The organism is Pseudoalteromonas sp. ATL1 (genome assembly GCF_058933015.1).
In genome coordinates, this window is the sequence record NZ_JBZYXL010000002.1 from 454,014 (window position 1) to 480,636 (window position 26,623).

At 42.4% G+C, this 26,623-nt stretch carries 25 protein-coding genes; 8 read left to right on the forward strand and 17 right to left on the reverse strand.

What is annotated here, in order from left to right:
- Nucleotides 1–10: 10 nt before the first annotated feature.
- Together AC5FX4_RS20165 and AC5FX4_RS20170 are read right to left on the reverse strand one after the other, a co-directional pair.
- Nucleotides 11–985 carry a hypothetical protein gene (locus AC5FX4_RS20165; RefSeq protein ID WP_493608209.1) on the reverse strand — a complete coding sequence of 325 codons (975 nt, stop codon included), beginning with the start codon at nucleotides 983–985 and terminating at the stop codon, nucleotides 11–13.
- A 318-nt stretch (nucleotides 986–1,303) separates the two neighbouring features.
- A complete protein-coding gene (locus AC5FX4_RS20170) occupies nucleotides 1,304–1,456 on the reverse strand; it encodes a hypothetical protein (RefSeq protein WP_493608210.1) in 153 nt (50 codons plus the stop codon).
- Between the two features lie 389 nt (nucleotides 1,457–1,845).
- Here AC5FX4_RS20170 and AC5FX4_RS20175 point away from each other — a divergent pair, with 389 nt between their 5' ends.
- Both AC5FX4_RS20175 and AC5FX4_RS20180 read left to right on the forward strand, forming a co-directional pair.
- A complete protein-coding gene (locus AC5FX4_RS20175) occupies nucleotides 1,846–2,943 on the forward strand; it encodes an ISAs1 family transposase (RefSeq protein WP_493608211.1) in 1,098 nt (365 codons plus the stop codon).
- Nucleotides 2,944–3,095: 152 nt separating this feature from the next.
- Entirely contained in the window at nucleotides 3,096–3,794 is a 699-nt protein-coding gene (locus AC5FX4_RS20180; protein WP_493608212.1) for a hypothetical protein, read from the forward strand.
- A gap of 29 nt (nucleotides 3,795–3,823) precedes the next feature.
- Here the strand turns inward: AC5FX4_RS20180 and AC5FX4_RS20185 are convergent, their stop codons facing one another.
- The 8 genes from AC5FX4_RS20185 to AC5FX4_RS20220 form a co-directional block, all read right to left on the reverse strand.
- Entirely contained in the window at nucleotides 3,824–4,510 is a 687-nt protein-coding gene (locus tag AC5FX4_RS20185) for a hypothetical protein (protein WP_493608213.1), read from the reverse strand.
- Nucleotides 4,511–4,796: 286 nt separating this feature from the next.
- On the reverse strand, nucleotides 4,797–5,111 hold the full coding sequence (locus AC5FX4_RS20190) for a DUF2834 domain-containing protein (protein ID WP_493608214.1): 315 nt from the start codon (nucleotides 5,109–5,111) through the stop codon (nucleotides 4,797–4,799).
- Between the two features lie 170 nt (nucleotides 5,112–5,281).
- On the reverse strand, nucleotides 5,282–6,151 hold the full coding sequence (locus tag AC5FX4_RS20195; protein WP_493608215.1) for a sugar phosphate isomerase/epimerase family protein: 870 nt from the start codon (nucleotides 6,149–6,151) through the stop codon (nucleotides 5,282–5,284).
- A gap of 9 nt (nucleotides 6,152–6,160) precedes the next feature.
- Entirely contained in the window at nucleotides 6,161–7,891 is a 1,731-nt protein-coding gene (locus AC5FX4_RS20200; protein WP_493608216.1) for a GMC oxidoreductase, read from the reverse strand.
- A gap of 9 nt (nucleotides 7,892–7,900) precedes the next feature.
- On the reverse strand, nucleotides 7,901–8,515 hold the full coding sequence (locus AC5FX4_RS20205; RefSeq protein WP_493608217.1) for a gluconate 2-dehydrogenase subunit 3 family protein: 615 nt from the start codon (nucleotides 8,513–8,515) through the stop codon (nucleotides 7,901–7,903).
- Nucleotides 8,516–8,523: 8 nt separating this feature from the next.
- Entirely contained in the window at nucleotides 8,524–9,747 is a 1,224-nt protein-coding gene (locus tag AC5FX4_RS20210; RefSeq protein WP_493608218.1) for an MFS transporter, read from the reverse strand.
- A gap of 9 nt (nucleotides 9,748–9,756) precedes the next feature.
- On the reverse strand, nucleotides 9,757–10,809 hold the full coding sequence (locus AC5FX4_RS20215) for a sugar phosphate isomerase/epimerase family protein (RefSeq protein WP_493608219.1): 1,053 nt from the start codon (nucleotides 10,807–10,809) through the stop codon (nucleotides 9,757–9,759).
- Nucleotides 10,806–11,957 (reverse strand): Gfo/Idh/MocA family protein, encoded by a 1,152-nt coding sequence (locus AC5FX4_RS20220; RefSeq protein ID WP_493608765.1) that lies wholly within the window; start codon nucleotides 11,955–11,957, stop codon nucleotides 10,806–10,808. Before AC5FX4_RS20220 ends, AC5FX4_RS20215 begins: the two co-directional genes overlap by 4 nt.
- A gap of 157 nt (nucleotides 11,958–12,114) precedes the next feature.
- Between AC5FX4_RS20220 and AC5FX4_RS20225 the strand changes: the two genes are divergently transcribed.
- The 5 genes from AC5FX4_RS20225 (at nucleotide 12,115) to AC5FX4_RS20245 (ending at nucleotide 17,284) form a co-directional block, all read left to right on the forward strand.
- Nucleotides 12,115–12,870, forward strand: coding sequence for a helix-turn-helix domain-containing protein (locus tag AC5FX4_RS20225; protein ID WP_493608220.1), 756 nt, complete (start codon nucleotides 12,115–12,117; stop codon nucleotides 12,868–12,870).
- A 256-nt stretch (nucleotides 12,871–13,126) separates the two neighbouring features.
- A complete protein-coding gene (locus AC5FX4_RS20230) occupies nucleotides 13,127–15,193 on the forward strand; it encodes a S8 family serine peptidase (RefSeq protein WP_493608221.1) in 2,067 nt (688 codons plus the stop codon).
- Between the two features lie 422 nt (nucleotides 15,194–15,615).
- Nucleotides 15,616–16,110 (forward strand): low molecular weight protein-tyrosine-phosphatase, encoded by a 495-nt coding sequence (locus AC5FX4_RS20235; protein WP_493608766.1) that lies wholly within the window; start codon nucleotides 15,616–15,618, stop codon nucleotides 16,108–16,110.
- Between the two features lie 40 nt (nucleotides 16,111–16,150).
- Complete coding sequence (locus tag AC5FX4_RS20240) at nucleotides 16,151–16,819, forward strand: 2OG-Fe(II) oxygenase (RefSeq protein WP_493608222.1); 669 nt, start codon at nucleotides 16,151–16,153, stop codon at nucleotides 16,817–16,819.
- Between the two features lie 78 nt (nucleotides 16,820–16,897).
- A complete protein-coding gene (locus AC5FX4_RS20245; RefSeq protein WP_493608223.1) occupies nucleotides 16,898–17,284 on the forward strand; it encodes a hypothetical protein in 387 nt (128 codons plus the stop codon).
- Between the two features lie 42 nt (nucleotides 17,285–17,326).
- Here the strand turns inward: AC5FX4_RS20245 and AC5FX4_RS20250 are convergent, their stop codons facing one another.
- The 6 genes from AC5FX4_RS20250 to AC5FX4_RS20275 all read right to left on the reverse strand — a co-directional run bounded on the left by AC5FX4_RS20250 (nucleotide 17,327) and on the right by AC5FX4_RS20275 (nucleotide 24,606).
- On the reverse strand, nucleotides 17,327–18,667 hold the full coding sequence (locus tag AC5FX4_RS20250) for a sensor histidine kinase (protein ID WP_493608767.1): 1,341 nt from the start codon (nucleotides 18,665–18,667) through the stop codon (nucleotides 17,327–17,329).
- 2 nt (nucleotides 18,668–18,669) lie between these two features.
- Nucleotides 18,670–20,010, reverse strand: coding sequence for a sigma-54-dependent transcriptional regulator (locus AC5FX4_RS20255; RefSeq protein ID WP_493608224.1), 1,341 nt, complete (start codon nucleotides 20,008–20,010; stop codon nucleotides 18,670–18,672).
- 62 nt (nucleotides 20,011–20,072) lie between these two features.
- Entirely contained in the window at nucleotides 20,073–21,278 is a 1,206-nt protein-coding gene (locus AC5FX4_RS20260) for an ABC transporter permease (RefSeq protein WP_493608225.1), read from the reverse strand.
- A 10-nt stretch (nucleotides 21,279–21,288) separates the two neighbouring features.
- Complete coding sequence (locus AC5FX4_RS20265) at nucleotides 21,289–22,602, reverse strand: ABC transporter permease (protein ID WP_493608226.1); 1,314 nt, start codon at nucleotides 22,600–22,602, stop codon at nucleotides 21,289–21,291.
- 2 nt (nucleotides 22,603–22,604) lie between these two features.
- Nucleotides 22,605–23,309 (reverse strand): ABC transporter ATP-binding protein, encoded by a 705-nt coding sequence (locus AC5FX4_RS20270; RefSeq protein ID WP_493608227.1) that lies wholly within the window; start codon nucleotides 23,307–23,309, stop codon nucleotides 22,605–22,607.
- Nucleotides 23,310–23,349: 40 nt separating this feature from the next.
- Nucleotides 23,350–24,606, reverse strand: a complete 1,257-nt coding sequence (locus AC5FX4_RS20275; RefSeq protein WP_493608228.1) for an efflux RND transporter periplasmic adaptor subunit — start codon at nucleotides 24,604–24,606, stop codon at nucleotides 23,350–23,352.
- A 379-nt stretch (nucleotides 24,607–24,985) separates the two neighbouring features.
- Between AC5FX4_RS20275 and AC5FX4_RS20280 the strand changes: the two genes are divergently transcribed.
- Entirely contained in the window at nucleotides 24,986–25,474 is a 489-nt protein-coding gene (locus AC5FX4_RS20280; RefSeq protein ID WP_493608229.1) for a SixA phosphatase family protein, read from the forward strand.
- 295 nt (nucleotides 25,475–25,769) lie between these two features.
- On the opposite strand, the gene AC5FX4_RS20285 is transcribed toward AC5FX4_RS20280, so the two are convergent.
- Nucleotides 25,770–26,234: a hypothetical protein gene (locus tag AC5FX4_RS20285; protein ID WP_493608230.1), complete on the reverse strand. Its 465-nt coding sequence runs from the start codon at nucleotides 26,232–26,234 to the stop codon at nucleotides 25,770–25,772.
- Between the last annotated feature and the right edge of the window lie 389 nt (nucleotides 26,235–26,623).

The following is a 26,623-nucleotide window of genomic DNA, read 5'->3' on the forward strand; positions in this document are numbered from 1 at the left end:
GTTGGCGCGCTTATTCAGGTGTAGAGTCTTGGCCAAACCAACTCCACCCCGGATAAAACACCCCGTTCACTGTGGCATTGTTACCCGTAAAAATAGCGTGAGGTTTATCCACCATTTGCCAGTTCTCAGCACTTGAATGCTCTAGTTCAAACACAACGTTGCCATAAATACCGTAAGGCCCTCTCACATGAGAATTGCGATATGCAGCAAAAAGTGTTTGTCCTCCCATCATAAGTTGACCTACTGACGACTCATTATTGATATCTACCGCGGATTTGCTCCAGATCATCAATAAATCAACTTGCGTTTGGTTGTCAGCTAAAAAGTAGGCATTGCCCGACGTTTGTACTGAAGAAAAGTGGTTGGCCTGATTTGAACGCGCGTAAGAAGTATCAAGTACATTTAGCGTAGTCTGCGTATTACCTTGCGCAAACTCTGCCACAGAACTACCTGACACAGATACTGCACTGTTTGTCTGCTGATGAAACGTCACCGTGCTATTGTCTTGTACTTGGAAAGGAAAAAATGCCTCTGAGTCATCACTCGTTGCATTGCTTGTCAATGCGCCAATAGTGACAACGCTATTTTTGTTCGCAATAACTGCGGGCATATTAACTGGCAGCTCAAGCGCCAAGTTATGCAACTGTACATTTGCATGGTCAATAGAAATGCCTGCACTCGCGGTATCGCCTTGCTCGACGACGACTTTAGTTGTTTGCCCATCTCGACCTCGAATAACAATATCACCCCGCGAAAGCGCCAATGGGCCTATACAACGACCACTCACAATGTATTCAGTCGGCGTTATCAGTATTGTTGTGCGTTCAGTAATAGTTTTTAAAATACGTGGGTTGTGATCGCAATTAATGTTGATGGCACTGGGATGAAGGTTAACGGCCGTTTCCACATCGTTTTTAGTTGCGTGTGCAGTTGTTGCCCATGTTGCTACGCATAAAACCCCACAAAAACCATGTACAATTTTCATGTTATATCCTTGTTTTATGGAAAATAATATTTCCTTATCAATCCAAACATCAGAACTTCTACAGACTGATATAGGCCTTTACAGCAGCTTTTTGTAGCATAAAGGCTATAGCGCAAACAATTGAATAAACTCAATAGTTTCTTTAAGATAATTGATTGTGAAAGAGACGAAATACGAGCTTTCTAGTGATAGAAAAAAGCAAAAATATTAATGAAGGCAAGTTAATATTGATATATTTGAATAAATAATGGGATATAAAAAACAGACAGCCTCGCATTTACAATGCGAGGCAAAAGCCACAGCTCATATAGTTATATTTTAACCAAAGAAATCTTTACATGGGCTAGAGCCAGGGCAAGTCCATGAAGTTGTTGCTGTTCCACCCGCCACTTTTGGCGTCATATTCACTGGGATCTGTGTATTATCAAGTGATAGGTTTTTTACTTTTTTCTTGTTTAGTTGTAATTTCACTTCGAATTCCTTTTATAATCAATTATTTCACTTATTTATATAAGCAAGAAAAAGCTACCGCAAATAACGCATCGAGTCAACAAAAAATCAAGAAGATTAAAACCCTTCAAACTTATGCTTTATAAACGTTTTAAATAACTGAACAATATTAATAGGAATAATTACAAATAGAGCTGTACCATTGTCAAAATCAGGATTGATTTTACAATAGTACTGTATTTCAAGTTTATCGCTGGTTTTTAAGGCCGCAAGTTCCTGCGCGGTATAATTGGTTTTTCTATCCACAGATACCAAACAGCACGGCGGGATCGCATTTTGTAAAAAGGCTTTAACACCCGCCTCTTTTCTGATCTAATAACGCCCACATTGCCACTATCTACATGTTAATTATGTCGTTATTTAGCCACCTTGAACTTGTTGAAGATAAGCGTTCCTCTATCAATCAACATCATGATCTTACTGATGTTTTGTTTCTTATCATCTCGGCGGTTTTATCCGGTTGTGAGGGCTGGAAAGATATTGAAGTGTTCGGGCACAGTAAACTCCCTTGGCTCAGACAGTTCAGAGCCTTTAAACACGGTATTCCAACGCGACATAGCATTGCACGAATTCTTAAAACAGTGGAGACTGATTCATTGGTTTTGGCCTTGTTCAGTTGGGTCAACGAGCAACGGTCTCAATCTGATAAGCCAATCATTGCGTTTGATGGTAAAACCTTGCGCGGTGCCAGTAAAAAACGTGAGGATAACTTACACTTGGTGTCCGCCTTTGATTGTGAGTCCGGCCTAACCTTATACCAGCGCACGGTTGAGAATAAATCCAATGAAATTCCCGCAGTCAGAGCACTATTGGATGTACTAGATATTTCAGATTCAATCGTCACATTGGATGCGTTGCATTGTCAAAAAGCGACGCTATCAAAACTTACCTCACGAGGGTCTGATTATCTGGTTCAGGTTAAAGCAAACCAGAAAACACTCTATAAAGCAGTCACTTCGTGTTTTGAAACTGCCTTTGCCCAAGAGGAGAATTTACCAGAAGATGTACAAGTCAGCAGTGGTCATGGGCGTCAGGAAACGCGCATCACTTATGCACTGAAAGCAGATAAACTGCCTGAAGAGATAAAAGCAAAATGGCCTGGACTCACTTCACTGGTTGCGGTTGAAAGACACAACAAGTCCGGCTCAACAACAAAAATAGATACGCACTTTTATGTTACTTCTGTCGAGCCAGATGCGCAGATGTTGCAAAAAGCCATCCGCCATCATTGGCACATTGAGAACCAACAGCACTGGGTGTTGGACGTGGTGTTTAAAGAAGATGCTTGCCAGATAGGTGAGCCGATTTCTGCGGAAAATATGGCGCTATTCAGACGGGTTGTTCGCAATCTGGTAAAACAGCACACGGGCCGTAAAGATTCGATACGTGGTAAATGCGTTCGGGCTAGTTTTGACGATGAATTTAGGGCAGAGCTTATCTTCGGTTAATGGTTGTTAACGAAGTATGCTCTCACCCTGCACTAACAGGGAAGTGGACAAAACTACATAGGTAATTAACATTACACACTACAAACCAGTTGAATTCGCGGCTTAAAACTCATTACAATAAAATCCAAATAAAACAAAGGAAGGAAAGGACAATGCCTACATCAAAATTTAAAAATCTTGGATATGGAACTTTATTATTATTGAGCTTTAGCGCAAGTGCTGATTACTCAATAGTGATATATGATGAATTTGAAACTACAAACTACTGTGCCTCTTCATATAGCTACTCAAATAATCTAGAGAGCTTAATAAAAGAAAATACGCTAAACCAGTTAATAAATGATGTATATTCTACTGAGGAAGTAAGAACATTCAAAACTTGGAAAGGCGATTCAGTATATAGAAAAGTGATTGAACTAGGAGACCTCTCTTCATATGCAAATACAAAAAACTCATGGCACGAAATAACACTCAACACGCCTGACATCCTTGAACTAGTTGACGCAAATGTTAGATTAAACGGAGTTCATCAGCAATTTAGTCATTTTAGTACTAACTCCAGTCAGATCCGCTATGGTATATCGAAAGACAGTTTTAAATTTACTGTTACGCCGGCATATGCAAATTACTTCAAAGAAGTAACTATTGTTATCGAATATACAAAACATGAAGTTAGCAATATCATAGAGCCATCAAACATCAGCTCGCAAATTAAAAACTATCTACACTTCGTTTTAAGTGGAGACAACAACGACAATGTAGTAAGTGTCATAACGAATGGTAAAACTTTCTCTATCAGTGACGGCTACTATTATGACGAAGTTTCAGAGCAATGCAGAATAAACCCATAAAGAGCTGAAACAATAATCTTCAGAACATTTTATTTTTTTAATAAGGTTTTTAATAGCTGAAATAAATTGATAGGTATGATCACAAATAAAGCAACACCATGATTGAATTTAGGGTTAACCTTGCAATAATACTTTATTTCCGGCTTGTCGCTGGTGTTTAATGCGACAAGCTCTTGTTCCGTATAATTCGTTTTTCTATCCACAGATACCAAACAACGCACCGAGTTTGCCTCACTTATTGCTCCACCTTGGTTAAAATAATCAAAAAGTTTTGCAGGCGCTCGCCGAGCAAAATGCGGCCAAATAATACCCGTTTTTTTTGCAATCGCACGGTACATAGCGGGGCTCAACATAGTATCGGCATAGTAGTACTGACGCCACGGCCTTTTTAGCCAAGATTTAACACTCTCTTTGATCGAAAATGAAAATGTATTTCCACCTTGACGATGCTGTGGCAAAAATGCAGCGGATGCGCGGATCACAGTCAAGTTTTTATCATCAGTAAACGTCAGCAAGCAGTAACCAACTAATTGTTCCGCTTGATAATACAATCGTAGCTTTCGCTCAAAAGGCTCTGGGCAATCAAAGTATTTTGCTAAATATGCACGTGGTTCAACATTTGCAAAGCTCGTTTCAATAATGCCACTAATTGCACTTCTTTGAGACTCAGACAGCCAATATTTAGTTTGGGTCAGATCTTTAGTTTTCAATGTCATATTTAGTTATGTTTTTTACTTATATTTTTACATCACATTACCACATTATATTTGGCGCGATAAAAAATCTATGTAGGTAGTGGTCAATACTTTTTGGCCACCTCGCTATAAGTTTCCCTGTACTGCCTTTCTTTCATAATTGGCAAGCAACCATCATTGTGTTTGTGAGTTTGGTAACGATTGTAGTCGCGCACGATGTATTGTGAGATTGCTCCCGATACCTCAGCCGTATTTCGATTGCCGCTTCTAGGCATACATTCTGTTCTGAAATTTCTAAACAAGTGCCTTACTTTAGGTACTTTTCTTTTTCTATTGCGTATAAATACGCTGGTAACGCACAACTTAAACCAATCGTTAAGTTTAAAATTATAAAGAGCCAAGGAGAAGGTGCTTGCTCTGTCTTGTGTTGGCGATACATAAATATCCAAAAAACCAATGATGTAATAAGTAAATCTGCGCTAAAACCACCCGCAGCGCCATTGGCAAACAAAGATGAAACAAAAAAGCTTAGATTAACGCCATTGGTATTTATAAAATCGAAAAAGAATATATAAGGCACAATTGCACCCACTATCGCCGCTACAAGATAGATATTTTTCATATTCACTGTCCTTATCCGTTATTTTTGTGTTCCAAAAATAAGACCTAACCGTAAAGCGATTTATTTCATCGAAAAGGCGATTTTTTGCATAGATTTGCTATCCGTAGCTAACATTGCTTGCAGCAATACAAATCCTTTTATTGCTGCAAGCAACTTTTTACATCACTCATTCATTGCAAAATCTTATCTAGATTTTGCTTAGACAGCGCAACAGATTGCAACGGACTTAACCCTTCAGGATAATGTTCTTGCTCAAGTACTATCCAATCAACGCCACCTTGTGAATAAAGGGATTGCGTTAAATTGTGCCAATCAATGCCATTATTTAAGCCGATGATCGGAGAAAGATTCTCTGGGTTTTCATCTGGAATAACTACCTTATAATGTGTTGTTTTTGTCCGATTTGGATACTTTTTCACGTAAGCGACAGGATCTTGCCCCGCAAACGATGTCCAACCAACATCCTGTTGTAACACCACACTTTCCTTCGTATTGGTTGCTATATAGTCCCAAAATGTTGAATCGGCATGCGGTGCAAACTCGTGTTGGTGGTTGTGATAACCTATTTGCATTTTATAGGGCGCTAACTTGTCTGCTAGTGCGTTTAAGTCTTGCACCACACTCGCCACTTGTTCATGGTTCCATGCGCGTTTTTCCCAAGGGTCGATAAGGTATTTAACACCTAATGTTTGGTAGAACGTCACCGATTCTTTAAAATTCTCATTCGAGAACTGTTTAAAATCGATATGTGCACCGCTTGCTTTTAATCCTAATGTATCGAGTAGCTCGCGTAGTCGCTTTGGATCATTTTTGTATGGGCCAAACTCACCAGCAAATTCAACACCATCAAAACCCATCGCCGCAAGTTGTCGCAATGTGCCGTCATAATCTTGCTTTAAGGTATCTTTTACAGACCAAAGTTGTACACTCACTTTTGCCTTACGTTCATTGTTAGCTAATTTATTTGAATATCCTTCTTGTAATTGACACCCCGACAGGGCAAGGCTAAGTAATGCCATAACCAATGTGCACTTTTTCATTTTTCACTCCTAAATACGACGGTTCTTAAATTCTTTAGCAGCATAATCAACTGCTCTGGCAGTTATCGCCATAAACGTCAGGGATGGATTAACCGTTGCCGTAGAGCAAAAACTGGCTCCATCTGTTACAAATAAATTTGGAATATCATGACTTTGGTTATACCCATTGAGTACAGACTCTTTGGGATCTGCGCCCATTCTGGCCGTACCAACTTCATGAATAGCCAAACCAGGATGACGTTCGTGATAACGTGTGTAGCTATACACCTCTTTTACACCCGCTTTCAGCAGCATGTCTTTCGCCGTCTCAGCGGCATCATCCATCATTAACTTTTCATTGTTGGACCATTGGCAGTTGATCAACAGTTGGGGAATACCCCATTTGTCCGTTTTGGTTGCATGTAAAGACACTTGATTTTCAAACCTTGGCAGCATTTCTCCTTGCGCCGACAAGCCAAAACGCCAACGACCGGCTTGCGTTAGACCTCTTTTAAACTCTGCTCCAAAACCATCATTACGTGATTTAGTGCGCCAATCTTCTCGATTAGACCAAGCAGCTAGCGCATACCCTCTTTTATAGTGTTTAGCATAACGACTTGGTTTATATTGAAAATTTGGAATATAAGGGCTTGTTGGACGACGCCCTGAGTAATATTCCTGTTCAAAACCTTCAACTATGCCTGCCGCTCCAGCGTTATAGTTATGATCCATCAAATAGTGTCCTAACACACCTGAGCTATTCGCAATGCCGTTAGGGAAAAACTTCGACTTCGAATTGAGCATGATTTGCGTAGAGCCAAGTGTTGATGCACACAAAAATACGATACTGGCGTAATACTCTCGGGTTTCAAGAGTGTCATTATCCACCACTCGCACACCCAATACGCGGTTCTTGGCTTTATCGTAAATTAAGCTATGAACCACGCTATTTGGCGCAATGTGCAAGTTCCCCGTTTTCGCCGCAGCAGGCAACGTTGAACTCTGTGTCGAGAAATAAGCGCCAAACGAACAGCCTTTTTGGCATTCGTTTCGTGCCTGACATTGAACTCTGCCTTGCGCCAAATGTAGTTCGGTAGGTTTGGTTAAATGTGCAGCTCGCCCCATCACCATTGGCCTGTCAGGATAGAGTTTGGCCAATTTATCTCGCAGCATTTTTTCTGGTGCGGTCCAATCGAATGCAGGTAAAGACACGCTGTTTGGCAATGTATCGAGGTTATCCAAATTAGCGGCAATGCCCGCATGCGTTTCCACATGTGCATACCAAGGTGCCAAATCGTCGTAGCGTATTGGCCAATCATTACCATAACCATCGGCCTTGTTTGCCTCAAAATCCCATTGGTGAAAACGGTAGGACTGGCGATGCCAAAGTAATGATTTACCACCAAGTTGGTTGGCACGGATCCAACTAAACCCAGTGCCTTTTGCCGTGGTATAAGGTAAATCTCTATCATTACCAAAAAAGTGCTTGGTGGAATCACTAAAGGCATAACATAGCTTTTGCACTTGATGCTGCTGTTCCACCAGCAAGTTATCTACCTTCATGCGATTTTCAAATTGCCACGGCCCTTTATGCTCACCAATGTAGTCTTTTTGGTGTTCCACAACGCGGCCGCGCTCAACCATCAGCGTTTTAAAGCCACGCTCACAAAACTCTTTAGCGGCCCACCCGCCTGTAATGCCCGAGCCCACCACCAATACGTCAAACTTTTCTTTGCTATTTTTTATGTATAAGTCTGTCATTGTATGTACCTAGTAAAACCCCAAAGAACCCCAACTACGCCCTACCAATTGATACTCAATGGAACCCTTGAAGCCACCCGGTATTGCCTGATACTTTAATACCTCGGTAGCACCGTATTCAGTGGTAAAGTAGCCAAATACAATCAGGTTTTTGAGTAGTTTAAATGTGCTTCTATCATGTTCATTAAAGCCTTTGGCTTGCGCCTCAACACGACTTAAAATATCTACCTGATGCTCGTGGGTTATTTGTATAAATTCATCGTTAAAATGGGTTTGGCTGTAATGCGTTATTTTTTTGAGCAACTGACTCACACGTATTTGGTCGTGCTTGCTGTAAACCGCGTTCAACTGGTGGTCAATAAAACCATGTACATCCAATTCACTTGCCGATAACGTTTCTGTTTTAGGCATAACGAGATCGCAAATACACTTGAGCATTTGCATCACCTCTTTTTTAAACAGTACACCATCGCTACCCTCACTGTTTTTACGCATCGTGTACGCAAATGCACTCGACAATGCAGAACCATCAAGTAACTGGGCCGCAGTCGCACTCCCCAATAACACACTGAAATGATGTAAAAATTGGCGCTTTGTTTTATCTATATTTTTTATTTGCGTCATAACCACTCCTAGGCAATATCAGCAGGTATGCTTAGTTTTTTATAAATGCTTTGATGTAAAACCAAGAGCGTGAATGCAACGATCAAAATGCTTGGAAACAACACCAAATACCCTAATGTCGATTGTCCTGCGATCAGCTCAGCTTGCTCCGCCGTTAAGTTATGTTTAAGCGCGTCGGTTCGTGCAAGATCTATCCATTTGCCTATCACTGGGCTCCACAAACTCACAGCGAACATACCCACGCCGCCCATCATTGATAAACCAAGCGCCCCCGTATTTGGCATTTTCTCTGCAACAAATCCAAGCATTGTTGGCCAAAAATAAGTGACTCCAATAGCAAATAAAAACGCGGCAAAATAAACCTCTGGGCCGGAAGCCGCACTCATTAGAAAAATACCCAAGGCCGCAAAAATTGACGATACAAGCAATACTCCTGGGGCATTTAGTGTATGCACAAGTGGTCCTGCGAAGTAGCGACCCACCGCCATCACCCCTGTGATCATCGCCATAATAACCATCGGAGTGGCACCTGAGGCGCCCAAGATGCGCTCAATCCACTGCTGTGTTCCAAGTTCAGTAACGGCGGTCAATGACATACAAAAAGCCATAAATATAAACAAAGGGTTTAATAAATTCTTTGCATTAGTGAGCGTTGAAGTCTGCAAAGCTGAATTGCTAGGAAAATGCTGACTGAGTATTAAGTAGCCATAAATCATGGTTGGCAAAAGCATAATTGCAATTTGACTTTGCCATGGTAACGCCCACTGAGTCATTGCCAGAGAGATCAACGCCCCAATCACAATGCCACCGGGAAACCACACATGAAAACGGTTGAGCATGGTTGTTTTATCTCTTGGATATAACTGTGCAACCAATGGGTTACAACCTGCTTCTACAGCCCCATTTGCAAAGCCAATACAAAAGCTCGATATTATGAGCAACCAAAAACCATCTGCACTGATGGTCAGAATTAGGCCTACGATATGGCCACAAAAAGCTATCACCATGAGTTTTTTCGCACCGAGCGAGTTGTACAATAACCCACCAAACATCGTTGCTATCGGAAAGCCTAAAAAAGCCATCGCATTAACCCAGCCAAGTTGTGTATCTGTTAGCAAAAGCGTTTGGCTAAGTTGGGTTAATATTCCCGCCCTAATTGCGAAGGTCATGGCTGTGACGGTGAGTGCCAAACAGCATGCCACAAATAGCCTATTCGAACTTTGGTTATTCATTATTGACTCCTATAGACCAAGTATTTGACGGTTTAATTGGTGGTCCGCTTTGCTGGACGCAAAGTCATCAAAGGCACGTTGCGCGGGATTGATAAGGTGCCGCTGAATAAAAGGCGCACCTTCTTTGGCCCCATCTTCAGGAGATTTAATACAGCACTCCCATTCAAGTACGGCCCAACCATCAAACCCATACTGAGTGAGTTTGCTAAAAATTTGTTTGAAATCGATTTGTCCATCACCCAGTGAGCGAAATCGACCCGCTCGCTGTCGCCAATCTTGATAACCCCCATAGACGCCGCTTTTACCGTTCATACGAAACTCGGCATCTTTCACATGAAATGCTTTGATCCGCTCGTGGTAATGGTCAATGAATGCGAGATAGTCCATTTGTTGCAGCACAAAGTGGCTGGGATCATAAAGAATGTTTGCCGCACTATGGTGATTGGTTACTTCCAAAAAGCGCTCAAAGGTTACCCCATCATGCAAATCTTCACTGGGGTGTAATTCAAAACACAAATCAACATTATGATCTGCAAACTCATCGAGAATAGGTGTCCATCTTCTGCCTAATTCCCGAAACCCTTCTTCAACAAGCCCAGTTGGGCGTTGTGGCCACGGATAAACGCTCGGCCATAATAATCCGCCTGAAAAACTAGCATGAGCACTTAGGCCCAACTTGGCACTCACTTTGGCCGCCATTTTTAATTGTTGTACTGCCCATTGTGTACGCAGTTCGGTGTTACCGGCCACTGACGATGGTGCAAATCCATCAAATTGTTTGTCATAGGCAGGATGTACCGCGACGAGTTGCCCCTGCAAATGTGTCGACAATTCACTGATTTGTAGCCCGGCTTCACGCAAAGTGCCTTGTACTTGTTGGCAATACGTGTCGCTCTCATAAGCCAGCTCTAAGTCAAATAACCGTTTATCCCAAGTGGGGATCTGTACCGCTTTGTAGCCTAACGATGCAGCCCATTGGCTGATGCTTTCAAGCGAGTTAAATGGCGCAACATCTTGGCAAAATTGCGCTAAAAAAATGCCCGGCCCTTTTATTTGTGTCATGCTTCCACTCCCTTTGGAGAGAGTTGTAATGGATGCCATTTAAGATCAGATTGCGCGGCATCCACCACACTTTGAATAAAAGCCATACCACGAACCGCATCATGGATGTTTGGCACGTCAAACTCACATTCATGCTGTTGTGCACCTTGTTCATAGCAGCGAATTTGTTGGGCAAAACCTCGATAAAGATTGGCAAACGCCTCGATATACCCTTCCGGGTGACCTGCGGGCAAACGCGTAGCAAACTGTGCATGTCGACTAACATAAGCAGTACCAGTTCTGTACATCTGTGTTGGTTGATCATTTGATTTCAACCATAGTGTATTTGGCTCAAGCTGCGACCACTCTATAGACTGATGTTCGCCGTAAATTTTGAGTGTTAAATTGTTCTCATCTCCCACCGCGACTTGGCTTGCTAGGAGTACCCCTTTCGCGCCGTTGTTAAATTTCAACAACACACATCCATCATCATCTAAGTGGCGCTCTGGATGAACAATATTGAGATCGGCGCACACAGCTTCAATGTCCAATCCCGATACATATTCGGCTAACTGTGCAGCATGAACCCCAATATCGCCCATGCAACAGCTCATGCCAGATTTTGCTGGATCTAATCGCCATTGTGCCTGCTTATTTTGCTCGTTTTTGGCCAGCCAGCCTTGGCTATATTCAACCACCACTTTTTTCACTTGACCAAATTCGAGGGCGTTAACCAGCGCTTTCGCTTGTTTAATGAGTGGATACCCGGTGTAGGTATGTGTAAGCCCGTACAATAAGCCTGAGGTATTTAAGAGCGATTCGAGCACGAGTGTTTCAGACAAGTCCAATGTCGCGGGTTTATCACTGAGCACATGAAAGCCCGATTCCAGTGCTAGTTTGGCTACGGGGAAATGCAAATGGTTGGGCGTTACAATGGCAACAAAGTCCATTTTTTGCGCACTTGGCAGTTCACTTTCTTGGGCAAACATTTGTTGGTAAGACGCATAGCAACGACTTGGCGCTAACCCAAGTGTTTGACCAAAACCAACAGAAGTCGACTCATCGGCGCTAAATGCACCGCATACCAGCTCTATTTCACCGTCCAATACAGCAGCCATTCGATGAACTGCACCTATAAACGCATTCGGTCCACCTCCGACCATGCCCATTCTTATTTTTCTCACCCATAGTTACCTATATGAACACTGATTACCCAACAGTCTATGATTTTGCTCCTATCTACTGTTAAGATTAATTCAGTCAAATATGCAATAAATTCGGCGTTCAGCTGTTTTAAAGCACGAATAAAAAGAAGAAGAAACCCCCATGAAAAAAAGTAGTGACAATTTAAAATTCTTAGAAAATTTAGATATTAAGCGCATCATAGACATGTTCAACCTGCTCCCCGATATTTTATTTTGGATAAAAGATTCTAAGCATTCCTTCATTTATGGAAATCACGCTTTTTTGGAGCATGTTGGTGCCAAAAAGCTAGACGACATCATTGGTAAAAATGACTTCGACTTTGCCCCTGCACACGTCGCACGACAATTTATCCAAGATGATAAAAACGTTTTAACCGGTGCCTGTGTAACCGACCGCTTTGAAATAAATCAAACCAAAACGGGCGAGTTCGCTTGGTTTACGACAACGAAGCGTCCGGTTATCGACACGCACAATCAGGTTATTGGTACCTATGGCATGACACGCCACTTACAAAAAACCTCTTCAACACTTGCCAACATCGACGCAATCAAAGCGCCGGTAGAATACATCCGTGAGCATTATCAAAAACCCATCACAATTGAACAGCTAGCGGAAATTGCCCATTTATCTGTGAGTGCCCTGGAACGCAGGTTTAAAAAATATTTAGCCAAAACACCCAAGCAATTTTTAAACGAAATAAGACTTGAACAAGCACGCAAGCTCATTGTTGAAACATCCATGCCTATCTCGTCTGTCTGCTTTGAAACTGGATTTGTAGATCCAAGTTATTTTGCGAAACAATTCAAGTGCTTTTTTGGTTTAACGCCGTCACAAATAAGAAAAGACAATGTACTCAATGTTTGTCCTTCCCAATAAGTAAGACCTCATAGCTAAAGTAAAAAATATGTTAAAACCTTTCTTTACTCACAAAAATATATTTTATACATTATCCACAGGTACAGTATCACAGCCTACTTAATACGCCCAAGATAAAAACATCGCGCATTGATTTTCTTTTAATAAGTGGTGTGAAATAAGCGGCATATGGCTGTTGTAATTGCTGCCATTATCCCGAGCTGATCAAGTTGTACAGTTCACTAACACAAATGCAAACAATCGTAGAGTGAACACAATGAGAACAAAAATTGCAGTTTTAGCATCGATTATTACGGCTTCCTTAAACGCTCATGCGTTAACAGCGGAGCAAGACATCAAAGCTTCCAGTAAAACCACACAGCGCTATATTGTGAAACTAAATGACAACGTTATCAAGGCGAGCAAACTCACGCGCTCAGCGCAGCCATCTCTGGCAACAATTAATCAGATAATAAAGCAAACCGCGTCGTCTTTGGGTGTCCAAGCGCACAGTTACCTACCCAGTATCAACGCCATGAGTGTTGAGTTGTCTGCAGCGCAAAAACAACGTCTTGAAACCCACCCGAACATTGCTATGCTGGAACTCGATCCTAAGCGCTACCTCTCCGCTGAATCTATGCCGTATGGGATTGAAATGGTGCAGGCCACAGCACTGTCGGATCAAATAACGGGCAATAGAACTGTGTGTATTATCGATACCGGCTATACGCTTTCACATCCAGATTTGCCAACAAGCAATGTGACGGGTGTAGACGGATATGGTGGCTATGATAGTGGCAATTGGTATGAAGACGGGTTCGGTCATGGTACGCATGTTGCGGGTACTATTGCCGCGGTAGGTGGAAATAACTTGGGTGTGGTGGGCGTCAACCCTTCAGCAAAATTGAACCTTCACATTGTTAAAGTGTTTAACGCGTCGGGTGACTGGGTTTATGGCTCTAAGATCATCAATGCGTTGCAAGATTGCACGACCGCAGGCGCGAATGTGGTCAACTTGAGTCTTGGCGGTTCAACGCCATCGCAAGTAGAAGAACTGGCATTTGAAAATGCTTATGCAAGAGGTATTTTAAGTATTGCGGCGGCCGGCAATAATGGTTCCAGTAGGGACCACTTCCCAGCTTCTTATAATGCCGTGGTTTCAGTTGGTGCGGTGGACGAGAACGAAAAAAAAGCATCTTTCTCCCAGTATCCTGAACAAGTGGAACTCGCTGCACCCGGTGTAAACATAGAATCCACTTTTAAAGATGGAAAATATGTAAAGTGGAATGGCACCTCAATGGCCACGCCTCATGTTACGGGCGTAGCCGCACTGCTTTGGAGCTATTTTCCTGAATGTACCAATCAGCATATACGTAGTGCATTGACGAGCACCGCAAAAGATAAAGGCCTACCGGGGCGAGATCCTGAGTATGGTTTCGGTATCGTGCAAGCAAAATCTGCATACGACTACTTACTTGAACAAGGCTGTGCTACGTTACCAATACCTGAAAAACCCGTTGCTAACTTTAGCTTTGCACTTTCAGATAAACAGGTCTCATTTACAAATTTGTCGACCGATAATAAGCCTATTACACGCTTTCACTGGCAATTTGGTGACGGCTCTGAATCGACGCTTGAAAGCCCACAGCATACCTATAGTGGATATGGAATTTACCAAGTCATGCTCACCGTCGTGGACAGTGACGAGAATCAGGCACAATCGGTATGGAATCTCGTGGTAGATGATCAATATCAGTGTGCCTTGCTAGCGCCTTGGAACGCCAATACATCCTATGGCGCGGGCAAAGCTGTGCGTTACAAAGATGCGAAGTATGTGTCGACATACCACTCTAGAGGTGCAACTCCAGATGTATACACGCATGTTTGGAGTAAAAAACAAGTCTGTGGTGGAGACATGGGCAACCAAGCGCCCGTCGCTGACTTTTCCGTTGCAGTGGATAAATTAGCGGTGATTTTCAGCAACGCCTCAACCGACGATAAAGGGATCATCGCTTATCATTGGGAGTTTGGCGATGGCCAATCTAGCGATCAAATCAAACCCGTACATACCTATGCACAGGCTGGTCAATACAATGTATCTCTGCGCGTACAAGACCAAGAAGGACTATCTTCTGAGCTGATTAAAACAGTCACCCTCAGAGACCAAGACGATGATGAATGTGATGGACTTGCGCTTTGGCAAAGCTATCGTAGCTACCAAGGGGGCGAGCGAGTCAGTCACAACGGCTACGAATATGAGGCCAAATGGTGGACTCGCAATAACGATCCTGAACAGTTCTCCGAGCCCTCAGACGTATGGATTAACCATGGCGAATGTAAGTAGCGTGTCATAACCACTTGAAAAGCAATAAATACAAAAATCGGCTTAGGGCATTCAACTAAGCCGGTTTTATCTGCCATTGAGTTAAATGGTTACGCGATGACCGCAGCGCATGCCTGCACAATGATTAATGAACTCAATAACCAACAACCTGAAGCGACAGTGCCAACTGGTTGGATATAAAACCCACACTTAACAAATCGTGTCTTGTCGGCGCGTTTAAGTATTCTTATTTAGTTTAATTCCAATGTCACTTTTTTTAGCGACGCTGCTTCAGCGTCCCCAAGTAAAAACAACGTGTGTCATCCCAGTCTAAAACCCCTTTTATCACAAACATTTAGGACTAAAATCTAATAAGTAGATATAAAAAATTTTATAAATTCATGATAATGTTCATGAAGTTAAACTTCAGAATGGGGAAAATAATGGACAACTTTGATGATCTAAGTAACGTAAAAAAAATATTGGTCGTATGCATGGGGAACATTTGCCGCTCACCCACAGGCGAAGCTGTGCTTAAAAAGAAATTAGCCGAAAAAAAGCGCAATATTGAAGTTGATTCTGCCGGGACCATCGCTTATCACCAAGGAAACCCGCCAGATAGACGAAGTGTAAAAGCAGGAACAGCTCGCGGTTACGACTTTTCAGGTATGCGAGCCCGACAAGTTGTTGCATCTGACTTTGAACAGTTTGACCTTATTTTAGCTGCAGATAAAGCCAATGAGAGCGATTTGATGGCGATTTGCCCTGCGCAATATCAACACAAAATTAAACTGTTTTTAAGTTTTGGCGCAAGCAATTATGCAGAAGTACCCGACCCCTATTATGGCGAGGGAGATGGCTTTGAGCTAGTGCTAGATCTGATTGAAAGTGCCAGTAAGGAGATTGTCTCAAAGTTGCAAAAACAAGCGGCAAAATGAGGTAAAATTTGCTCGCCAAAATCATGGTCCTGTGATAAAAATGGCGCCCCATCATTTTGAGCATACGTCGTTGTCAACAGCAGAAAATTTATTTGAGCAGATCGCCCTTGATCTGCAACTTCAGGGTGTCAGTATACAAAACCTGAATGAGCAAGAACCCGCATTAATCGCACTAACTGAAAGGCTAAACCTGTTATCGCAAAGCGATTTCCACAAGGCAGGCATCGGCCGAAATGAAGATCATATAAAAGCTGAGAACGTACGCCGAGACAAAATTCACTGGCTTGACGCTAGCGACCCGCATGAATCGCTGTTTTTATCTTACATGCAAGATCTAAAAATCTATTTAAACCGACGTTTATTTATGGGCTTGTTTAGCTATGAGTGCCACTTCGCACATTACGAACAAGGTGCATTTTACACGAAGCATTTAGATGCATTTAAGGGTGAAGCAAACCGCATACTGTCCACCGTGTTATATCTTAATCCCGATTGGCAGCAAGGAGATGGCGGTGAGCTTGTAGTATACGACCAAGACAATACAGATCAGGTTGTCAACGTTGTGTCGCCAACATTTGGCACGCTGGTGACCTTCTTAAGTGAAGACTTTCCTCATGAAGTATTACCGGCGCAAAAAGCACGTTACTCTATTGCAGGCTGGTTTAGGGTTAATGCCAGCATTGCGGGTCAAATAGATCCACCTCGGTAAGTTTTACACTTTTTTACTTCAGGTTTACGAATGCATTGCCTAGTATGCAACTTTTACCGTTAATACATGGAACGAGAAATGAGAAAGGTATTAGTTGCAGGTGCGATGCTAACCATGTTGAATGGCTGTATATTTGTTCCTAAAGAAGTGAGTTACTTCGACAAAAAGTGCCAAGTATTCTCTAAAAAGGCGGTACTTGATACAGAAACCGCAGTGCATATTTCCAATTGCCATGACGCTGCGTGTAGCTTGTCGCTCGCGGCGGCTGGTTTGGTCAGTGCCGCAAGCTTAGTTGTATCGGGTAGTATTGTCGTTGTTAAGAATGCAGTTTACTGGCAAGAATTAAAAGGTAACTGCAAAACGCTCGACAAAGACAATGCCAGCAGCGCTCATCAAGAAGGCACAAACACCAGCGAGAATAGCACTGACACACAAAGCGATATCCAAGAAATCGAACGACATTAACAAAACATAAAGGCCAAAGTGCGCAAACAACTTGCGACCTAATTAATTTGCAGCAGGTTTACCATAAGGAAGAAACACCTTAACCACTAACCCCGACTTGCCACCTTTTTGAGCCGCGCTATGCAGACTTAAATAACCGTGATGTGCTTCAACAATCTCTCTACATAAAGCCAAACCTAAGCCGCTGCCAGAGGCTTTGGTTGAATAAAATGGCACAAGTGCATTGGCCATCACTTGTTCACTCATACCTTGGCCCTCGTCTTCCACACTTAGCATCACACCGTTTGCTACCTGCTCTATGCGCAATTTGACTTTATCGGCGTCTGATCCCGATTCATGGGCATTTTTGAGTAAATTGATCAGCAACTGTTGCAACTGCATATTATCCGCATAACACGGCTGCGATGGTAAATCTATGTGAGTTTCAAATTGCCATTGCTCGGATAATTCATCGTTTAGCTTATGCCAATCTATTTCCTCAAATTTTGGTTGAGGAAGCTTGGCAAACTTACCATACCCTTGCACGAATTCAGTTAAGTGCTTAATGCGTTCTTCAATCGTTGAAAAGACTCTTTGTAGCCTTGGCTCGTCTATGTTTTGCGTTAAAATTTTGCCACTGTGCAACATCGATGACATTGGCCCTAAGGAATTGTTTAATTCGTGGCTAATAATACGGATCACTTTTTTCCAAACAGCCACCTCTTGTCTGTTTAGCTCTCTCGTTAACTGTTTGAATATGTATAATTTATGCTGTTGATTATTTAGTAAAAACTGGCCATTTGCCAAGTGCCATGTTTGTACTTCTTCTTGCTCACTTAGCAGGTTGAATAAACCGTCTTGGTCTGCCTCAATGGCATGGTTCAGTTCTGTCGGGGCATTAGCTAGCGCCTGTGTTAAATGCATTCCCTCTAATCGCCCCCCCTTTGCTAGCAAATTTTGCGCACTCAAGTTACAAAACACCACCACGTCGTTACTATTGACCAATAACAACGCCTGCGGTGAACTTTCTAATACCTTGTCTAACATCAACTCTCGTTGATAGATCCACTGCTTTTCTTGTCGTAGCTTTTCGGCGGTGTCGTTATACAGTTCGCATAGCTGTCCAAGCTGGTCATCGCCTGTGTATGCCAACTTATTTGAGAACTCGCCATCTTTGAAGTTTTGTAGTCCGAGCTCTAACGCATCGAGTCCTTGCTTAATGCCCGAACAAACAAACGAAGTCACAAATACAGTCAATATGATGCTAATGAGTACAACGAGCGCCCCTTGCGCCCAAGACACTTCTAAATAAAGGAGTAATGGCAGCAAACAAACCATTAAAATAAGCGTCATACTCAACTTAATGCGTGTCACTATGTGGATTGAATTGAGCATGTTACACATCTTCAATAGTCGATCCCAAATTTTTGCAAGCGACGGTAGAGTGCTTGGCGCGTCATACCAAATTGCCTAGCAACTTTTGCGATCACACCTTGATGCGCATGCATGGCCTGCTCTATTTGTTCTTTGCTAGGCTCGAGCTTAGCCGTATTTGCAGACTGTGAAGTTCCCGAAGTTTGCTGAATCAATGCAAAGTCTTGCGCGTTTAATTCTCCGTCAGGTTTTAATACCGCGGCCCGTTTACATGCATTTTCAAGCTCTCGCACATTCCCTGGCCACGGGTGGTTGAGTAATGCCTGCTCAGCGCATAAAGACCAAGAGCGATTTGGCAAAAAGTGTTTTACCAACGGCAAAATATCATCGCTACGCTCACACAGCGGTGGCAACTTAAGCTCGATCACGTTTAATCGATAGTAAAGGTCTTCTCTAAATCGCCCTGCTTGAATATCCTGAAGTAAATCTGCATTGGTCGCCGAGATAACACGCACATTCACTTTTTGAGTTTGCACTGAACCTAAACGCTCAAATTCGCCAGTTTGTAGCACCCGCAGCATTTTCATCTGCCCTGACAAAGGAAGATTTCCTATCTCGTCCAAAAACAAAGTGCCGCCATCCGCCGCTTCAAAACGCCCTATTCGTTGTTTGTTAGCGCCCGTGTACGCACCGGCTTCAGCACCAAACAACTCTGCTTCAATAAGCTCTTGTGGTAAAGCCCCCGCATTGACTTTGATAAAAGCTTGCTTACTGAGTGTTGAGTTAGCTTGTATGATTTCAGCGATGCGCTCTTTACCACTGCCATTAGGCCCCGTGATCAACACTGATACGTCTGATTTGGCTAACTGTAATGCCATGTCAACAATGCGCTCCATCGCCGTACTGGCATATACAAGACCGGCTAAGTTTGCTTGTTCTTTAGGCGCATTGCGTTCTTGCTGTTGACGCTCATACACTGAGTTATCGGCTTTTGCTTTGCCAAGCTCAATCAAGTTACTAATACTCGTCAACAGTTTCTGGTCGTCCCATGGCTTGCCGATATAATCCACAGCCCCCGCTTTGACCAGCTCAATCGCAGTTTCTAATTCCGTCCAAGCAGTGATCAGTATGATAGGTAAATTTGGGTTGATGCCCCTGAGCCGATAAAAAAGTGCCTTGCCCTCTTCACCAGATGTGGTGTCTTTTGAAAAGTTCATGTCTTGTAAAACAAGAGAAATTCTTTGATATTGAACAACTTGCTCAGCCTCAAAAGGCGTACTTGCAGTCACAACCTCATAACCATGTATTTCGAGCAAGAGTGACAGTGCGTCTAATACAGACGGGTTGTCGTCAACGATCAGTATTTTATCCATATTATTTTATTTACTTCACTGTGTTACACCCAATGAGTGTAACACAGCTGATGTTTGAATCGTTAGATAGTGCGCGTGGCAATACTTGGTGAAATATTAGCGGCTTTTCTTGCCGGTTCAACAACCGCCAAAACACTCATTAAAAACACACTTAATCCCGTTGCCACAATATATACATAGGGTAGTTGAGCAAGATTATAGTGCTGCATAAGCTGCTGCCCCAAAGCAATGGCACATACGCCACCAATGATGATCCCAACTGAACATACCAGCGCATTTTCAACGATAAAGTACTTAATTATGTCAGACTTTTTCGCCCCCAGCGCGCGGCGTGTACCAATTTGTTTAGTTCGCTTACTAATATTGAATAAGGTCATACCGAAAATACCCAATGCAGTGATTAAAACCAACACAACGATCATCACCATCAACATGCGCATAGTAAGCTTATCTTCTGCAACATATCTCGATTTTACATCATCAAGACCTTTTACGCGCTCAATAACACGTTTACCGTTTAACGCGAGTAAACGCGGCTCTATCTGAGACATTACTTGTGCTCTTTGACCCGGTTCGGTTCTTACCACAAAGTACGTTAATTTATCCGCTTTAACAAATGGTGTAATGACTGAACGATCCTTGCGATTATCTTTTAACCAAGGCCCTTTCATCATGCTTGTTATGCCAATGATTTTCGCGGGGCTTTCTCCTCGGTAAATACTCTTTCCCAGTGCATCTCCAGCGGGGAACAATTCGTCAGCCATTGCTTTAGTAACTATGACAACCGTCGGTAATTGATCATAGTTATCAGTCACAATCACTTCAGACTCTGTAAAGTTTCGCCCTTCGATAATGTCCACGCCTAACGTATGTAACAGATGCTCATCACCCCTAAATATTGACGCATTCGTACTTTTACCTTGCTCAGAACTCAGCGCGAGTCTAAAAGTACTGGCAGAGCCTCCCCCAGACAATGGGATCGCATTAACCATGACAGCATCAACCACACCCGGCATATTGCGAATACTCGTTTCATCCAATTCAGCTTGCTGGCTATCATTTATGTCACTTGCAAACGACATGATTTGAAAAGTGAATATATCTTGCTCTGGATAGCCTGTTTCTTGATTTAGGTAATTAATTTTATCATTCACAATATAAACGGAATTGCTCACTACCGCTGTGGTAATCGCTATTTGTAGTAGCAGTAATATGGCCCCCACTTTGGAGCGACACAAGGCACTAAATATAGGTTTTAATTCAGACATGTTTCGCTCCTCATTGACTCTTTAGATAAATGGCTGGCGTGGTTTTACATACAAGCCATGCTGGATAAAGCCCAGCACAAATACAGGCCAGCATAGCGATGGCAGGAGCACAAATGAGCATTGTCATATCCATGTTAGCAAGCCCATCGTAATAGCTGTAACTTGCACGAACTCCCCATAAACAAAGCTGCGCGATGACTATACCTATCACCCCACCAAGCACTCCAAGTAAAGAAACTTCAACGAGATGTTGATAGAAGACTTGTGTTTTTGACGCACCGAGCGCTCGTCTTACACCCACCTCAGGCGCTCGACGCAGGAATTTAGCCAATAACAAACTTAAAATATTGGCAACACACACCGCTAAAAACATAAAGCTTAGGGTGACCATGATTTTGTTATCATGTTTTACAACACCTCGGTATTCCATCATCTCAAGGACGTTGAATAAATTGTACTCAAGCTTTTCACGATTAAATCGACCCAGCGACTGCTGTTGTGCCATGTAATTATCAAGGTATTGGCCAAATTCAGCTTTTTCTTGCTCGGTTTCTAACTGGATCCAAAATTGCAACCACACAGACTCCGAGCCCATTAATTCTTTGTAGGTGTTATCGGATTCTTCTTTCCAACCATTGGTGTTGCCCCAAGTGTAAATTTCATAAGCTGGGCCCATCGTAATTGGCATAAAAATACCTTCAGGATCGACGAACGAGCCATTATTCGTGTCGTAGTATTTAACTGGTGTATTCCAGTCTGCAATTACACCCGCTACTTGTACTTGGATATCATCTAGGTAAAAGTGCTGACCAACCGAATTGGCCCCTTTGAACAACTTGTCATTAACACTTTTTGAAATCACCACAGCCGCAACGGCATCATCCTCTTGCCGCTTAGACCAGGCCCCACCATGGATAAATTTAAGGTCAAAAAGCTGAAATATATCTCGAGAGGTTAATCGCACTGTCTCCACAAAGGGTTTTAGATCAGGCGAGTCTAAATGAACAGAAAACCCTGATTTGTACATGGCCGCGCGCTCGTATGGCAAATTTGCGTTAAGCAAGTTCATTGCATCTTGGTAAGTCAACTGAAATGGTTTGTTGTCTTTTGACCACCAAGTTTCGCCCTCATCCATTGTTTGTAATTGCACATGGTGCAACACACTACTTTTATGTGGGATCGGGTCTTTTGACATCATGTGATAAATCGACAAGCTTGTCATTGTTATGCCAATGCCAATCGCAATAGCGAGCACCATAAGTGCACTGACCATAGGCGTGCGCTTAAAACTACGCCAACTTAAGTCCAAATAGTGAAAAAACATAGTTATGCCCCCACGACTGCCGCAGGATTACCTTGATACAAGGTAAAGTCTGCCAGTTGACCATCCACCACTTGAATATTTCTAGGTGCACGACGCGCCAATTCAGGGTCATGCGTAACCATCACAATCGTCGAACCCTCACGGTTTATTTGCTCTAACAATTCCATGACTTGACGTGCCATTAAGCTATCCAAGTTACCCGTTGGTTCATCGGCAAGTAAGAATCGAGGTTCGCCAGCCAATGCTCGCGCAATGGCCACACGTTGTTGCTGACCCCCAGATAACTGTTGAGGCAAATGTTTTGCGCGGCTAGCCAAGCCCACTTGCTCTAAACGCTCTTCCACTCGACGCTTGCGCTCAGCAGCCTTAATACCTCGATAGCGCAAAGGCACTTCAATATTTTCAAATAAATTCAAATCAGGGATCAAGTTAAAACCCTGAAATATAAATCCGATTTTTTGGTTTCTTAGTTCAGCTCGTTGATTGTCATTCAGTTTACCCACGTCAACGCCATCCAATATGTATTGACCCGAAGTAAACGATTCCAGCATTCCGGCAATATTCAAAAAGGTGGTTTTACCTGAGCCTGACGGCCCAGTGACGGCAATAAACTCACCTTCATCCACTTGTAGTTGAAAGTCTCTAAGCGCATGTGTTTGTACCATATCCGTTTGATAAACTTTGTTAATGTTGTTCATTGTTAGCATAATAATCTTCCTACTTTTAATCCTGTTTATTGTCTGGTTCTTAACGCAAAGCGACCTGCTCTGCTTGCTTAAATTCTTGATAATTAGAGATGACTATTTGGTCACCCGCTTGTAATCCGCTCAATACTTCTACTGAATTGATGCTAAAAGCACCTGTCGAAATGTTGACTTTTTTTGCTGTAGCACCGTCTATTTTGTAGGCAATACCACCACCCGATTGCATAAAAGGTCCGCGCTTAACCATCAACACATTTTGTTTGTTTTCTAACAAAATTCTTGCCGACAAACGCTGGTTTTGACGAATGCCCGTAAGGCCTGTTTGATCGAATCGAACCCGCGTGGTGACTTCTCGTTGGTTTACTTCTGGAGAGATTGAAGACAACTCACCCATGACTTCTTGGTTACCTATTTTTAGTGCCACCTGCATCCCTAATCCAAGTTCATTGGCATAACTTTCAGGCACTTGTATCTGCGCTTCAAAAGCACTGAGGTCAACTAAAGTCATCAGCGCTTGGTTCTGTGCCACAAGGGCTTGGGGCTGCACCAGTAAATTACCAACAATGCCTGAAACACTGGCTTTAATGTGTAAGTTGTTCACTTTTCTTTTTATTTCATCTACGACCAACTGCTGACGCTCAACGGTGCTTTGCACTGATTTCAACTCAAACTCCAACGTGTCTTTAGCCAGTGCAACTTCTTGTTGGGCGTGCTTGTATTCCAGCTTTGCTTTGGCCAAATCATCCACTGCTTTTTCTAAATCTATTTGGCTGATTAAACTTTTTTGGATGGACAGTTGTGCGCGACGGTTTTCTCTTTGCGCTGCACTGAGTTCAACTTGCGCCATATCAAGCGACTTATTCAAACTCAGTGTTTGACGACGGGCCTCTAGCTCTCTGCGTGCTAACTCGTCCGTGAGTCTTTGCAGCTCAGAGTGTTGTTGCTTTAATTCGTTCTGCAATTCGGGGCTCGTTACTTTGGCAACATTCTGGCCATGCTCAACGCGATCACCCGCTTTGACGAGTAACGTTACCACGCCTTGTTCGGGGCTATACACTTGTGGTGCATTCGCAGCCACAATTTTACCCGTGGCCGCGACATCTCTCACTAAATCGCCTTGAACAACAGTGGCCATTTTCAATTCATCTTTAGCAACGGATAAACTAGACTGCGCGCCTGAAATAAGCGCTCTGGCAGACATGGTTCCGCCAATAATGACAAACGCTCCTATTAATAAAGGTTTAACAAATGAACGTTTGGTAGTGACTACCTTGTCTTGCCCGCTGGTATCTTTAATCATGAGAGTTCCTTATTAAGATGCCGCATTTTCAAGTACTTTAATAAGCCCAGCTGCGCACAAAACGATACCTGGAGAAAGAAAGAACAGTGAATATAGCAACATAATTAAATCCGCGTTAATCTTGATGCATTCTACTATCCCATTTACGTGCCAACATTTAACTCTTTATAAAACAGGTAGTTAACTTTATACTCTCGAAAAACATGTGTCCGCGGACACTTTAAGTGTCTGCAGCGGACACTTTTGAGGTCACACAAAATTGGTCAACGATTGACCTCCCAGTCCACATTGAATCAGTTTCGGTGCGTTTCAAGTACTTTGCTTCCAAATAGACATTTGCTAAAGTGCTTCTCTTAATAAAAATAAAGTTAGTATTCTTATGAAAATAAAAAGCTTTTTACTACTTACCTGTTCGTTTATTTGCAGTGCAGCTGTCGCACTGCCTGAACAAGTGATTTTATTTCGTCATGCTGAAAAACAAGCCGGCAGTAATCCAGATTTAACAGAACAAGGTCAAAAACGCGCAGAGCATTTAGTTACAATGCTGAGCAAGCCTTCAATCAAACATCTTTTTAGCACTGACTATAAAAGAACTCAGCAAACCATTGCGCCGCTTTCTAAACACCTAGGTTTAAAGGTCCAAAGTTATGATCCTCGCATGTTGCCTGACTTTGCGAAACAGCTAACAAGCTTATCGGGCACCGTCGTTGTTGCAGGCCATAGCAATACAACCCCTATGCTAGTAGAACTTTTAAGTGGTCAGAAAGTAACGATTGATGAATCACAATTCGATAAGGTGTTTGTGTTGGATTTTGACGCTAATGAAAAGGTCTCACTGACCACATTAAGCTCAAACAACCAACACTAAAAATTAAACTCTTAAAAAAGGAAAGCTGAGCAATATCACATTACTGCTCAGCACTTCGCTTTATCATGGCGGGATTAAAAAACTGTACCTCAAAAACGTGTTCATTCACGAGTGAATAGCTTTGGTACGCTCGGTAGCCGTCAAATGCAAATATGAGGGACGGGGCTGAAATAACCTGAACAGCGAATAACTGAAGCGCTACTATAAAAAGTAAATAAACGAGCACTGTTGCCAGATATAGAGTAATGCAGAAAAGGCAATTTTATAAATTTCAGTCACTGACATGCAATCTAATTCAGGACGTTAACATTGTTCTAATTGTTTTAGCGGCCTGCTCAAAACTGACCAAACGTTTACTTGCTTCGGCGTGACCTACCCCTTTAATCGCTTCATAATCTTCCAGAAACAGTACCTTGTCATATTTGCCATTTGTTTGGTTTTTGACGTAAACCAACACATAACAACGGATAGAAATTTTATCCAAAGTGCAAAGCATATCTATATCACATGCGTCCATTTTTGGTTTTACTTGCGTGCCTAATTGCTCAGTAAAAATATGCTTGATATAGAGTATCTGTGATTTAGAGCGATATTTAGTGACATTGCTCACCCCAAACTCACCAACCGACTGCATGTGTATGTCACAGTCTAATTGAACCGTTTCTTTATTGTCGAACAAACGATGCCAAAGCAGGCTAAACGGGGATTTTTTTTCCTCGCACTCAACCGCGTGAAATAGTGAAAACCAACTTTTTACCATTCGACTCTCCATCCACATTTGCATTTTATTAATCCTCCTTGATAAATAAAGTTACCGAATTAAATAAACTAAAACGGTCCTGTCTAGTTAGTAACATCAAAATAACGAAGCTTGTTCTACTAATAGCCAATATCACATGTTTGAATATTAATATGTTAATAACTGGGATAAAAAGTTAATAAATAAAGAGGGTGGTTTTTTCCATTTATAAAACAACAACTTAAATAAATCAATTTCAGCTCAACTTATTTAAAACCACAGGATAATTCCATTATTCTGGATTAAAATGCAGTTAATAGAGTAAAAAACACAACATTCTGAACACAAAACAAGCCAAAAAAACCCAATACAGGAACTTTTGTAACTTTTTTATCCTCTCTTTGAGCCAC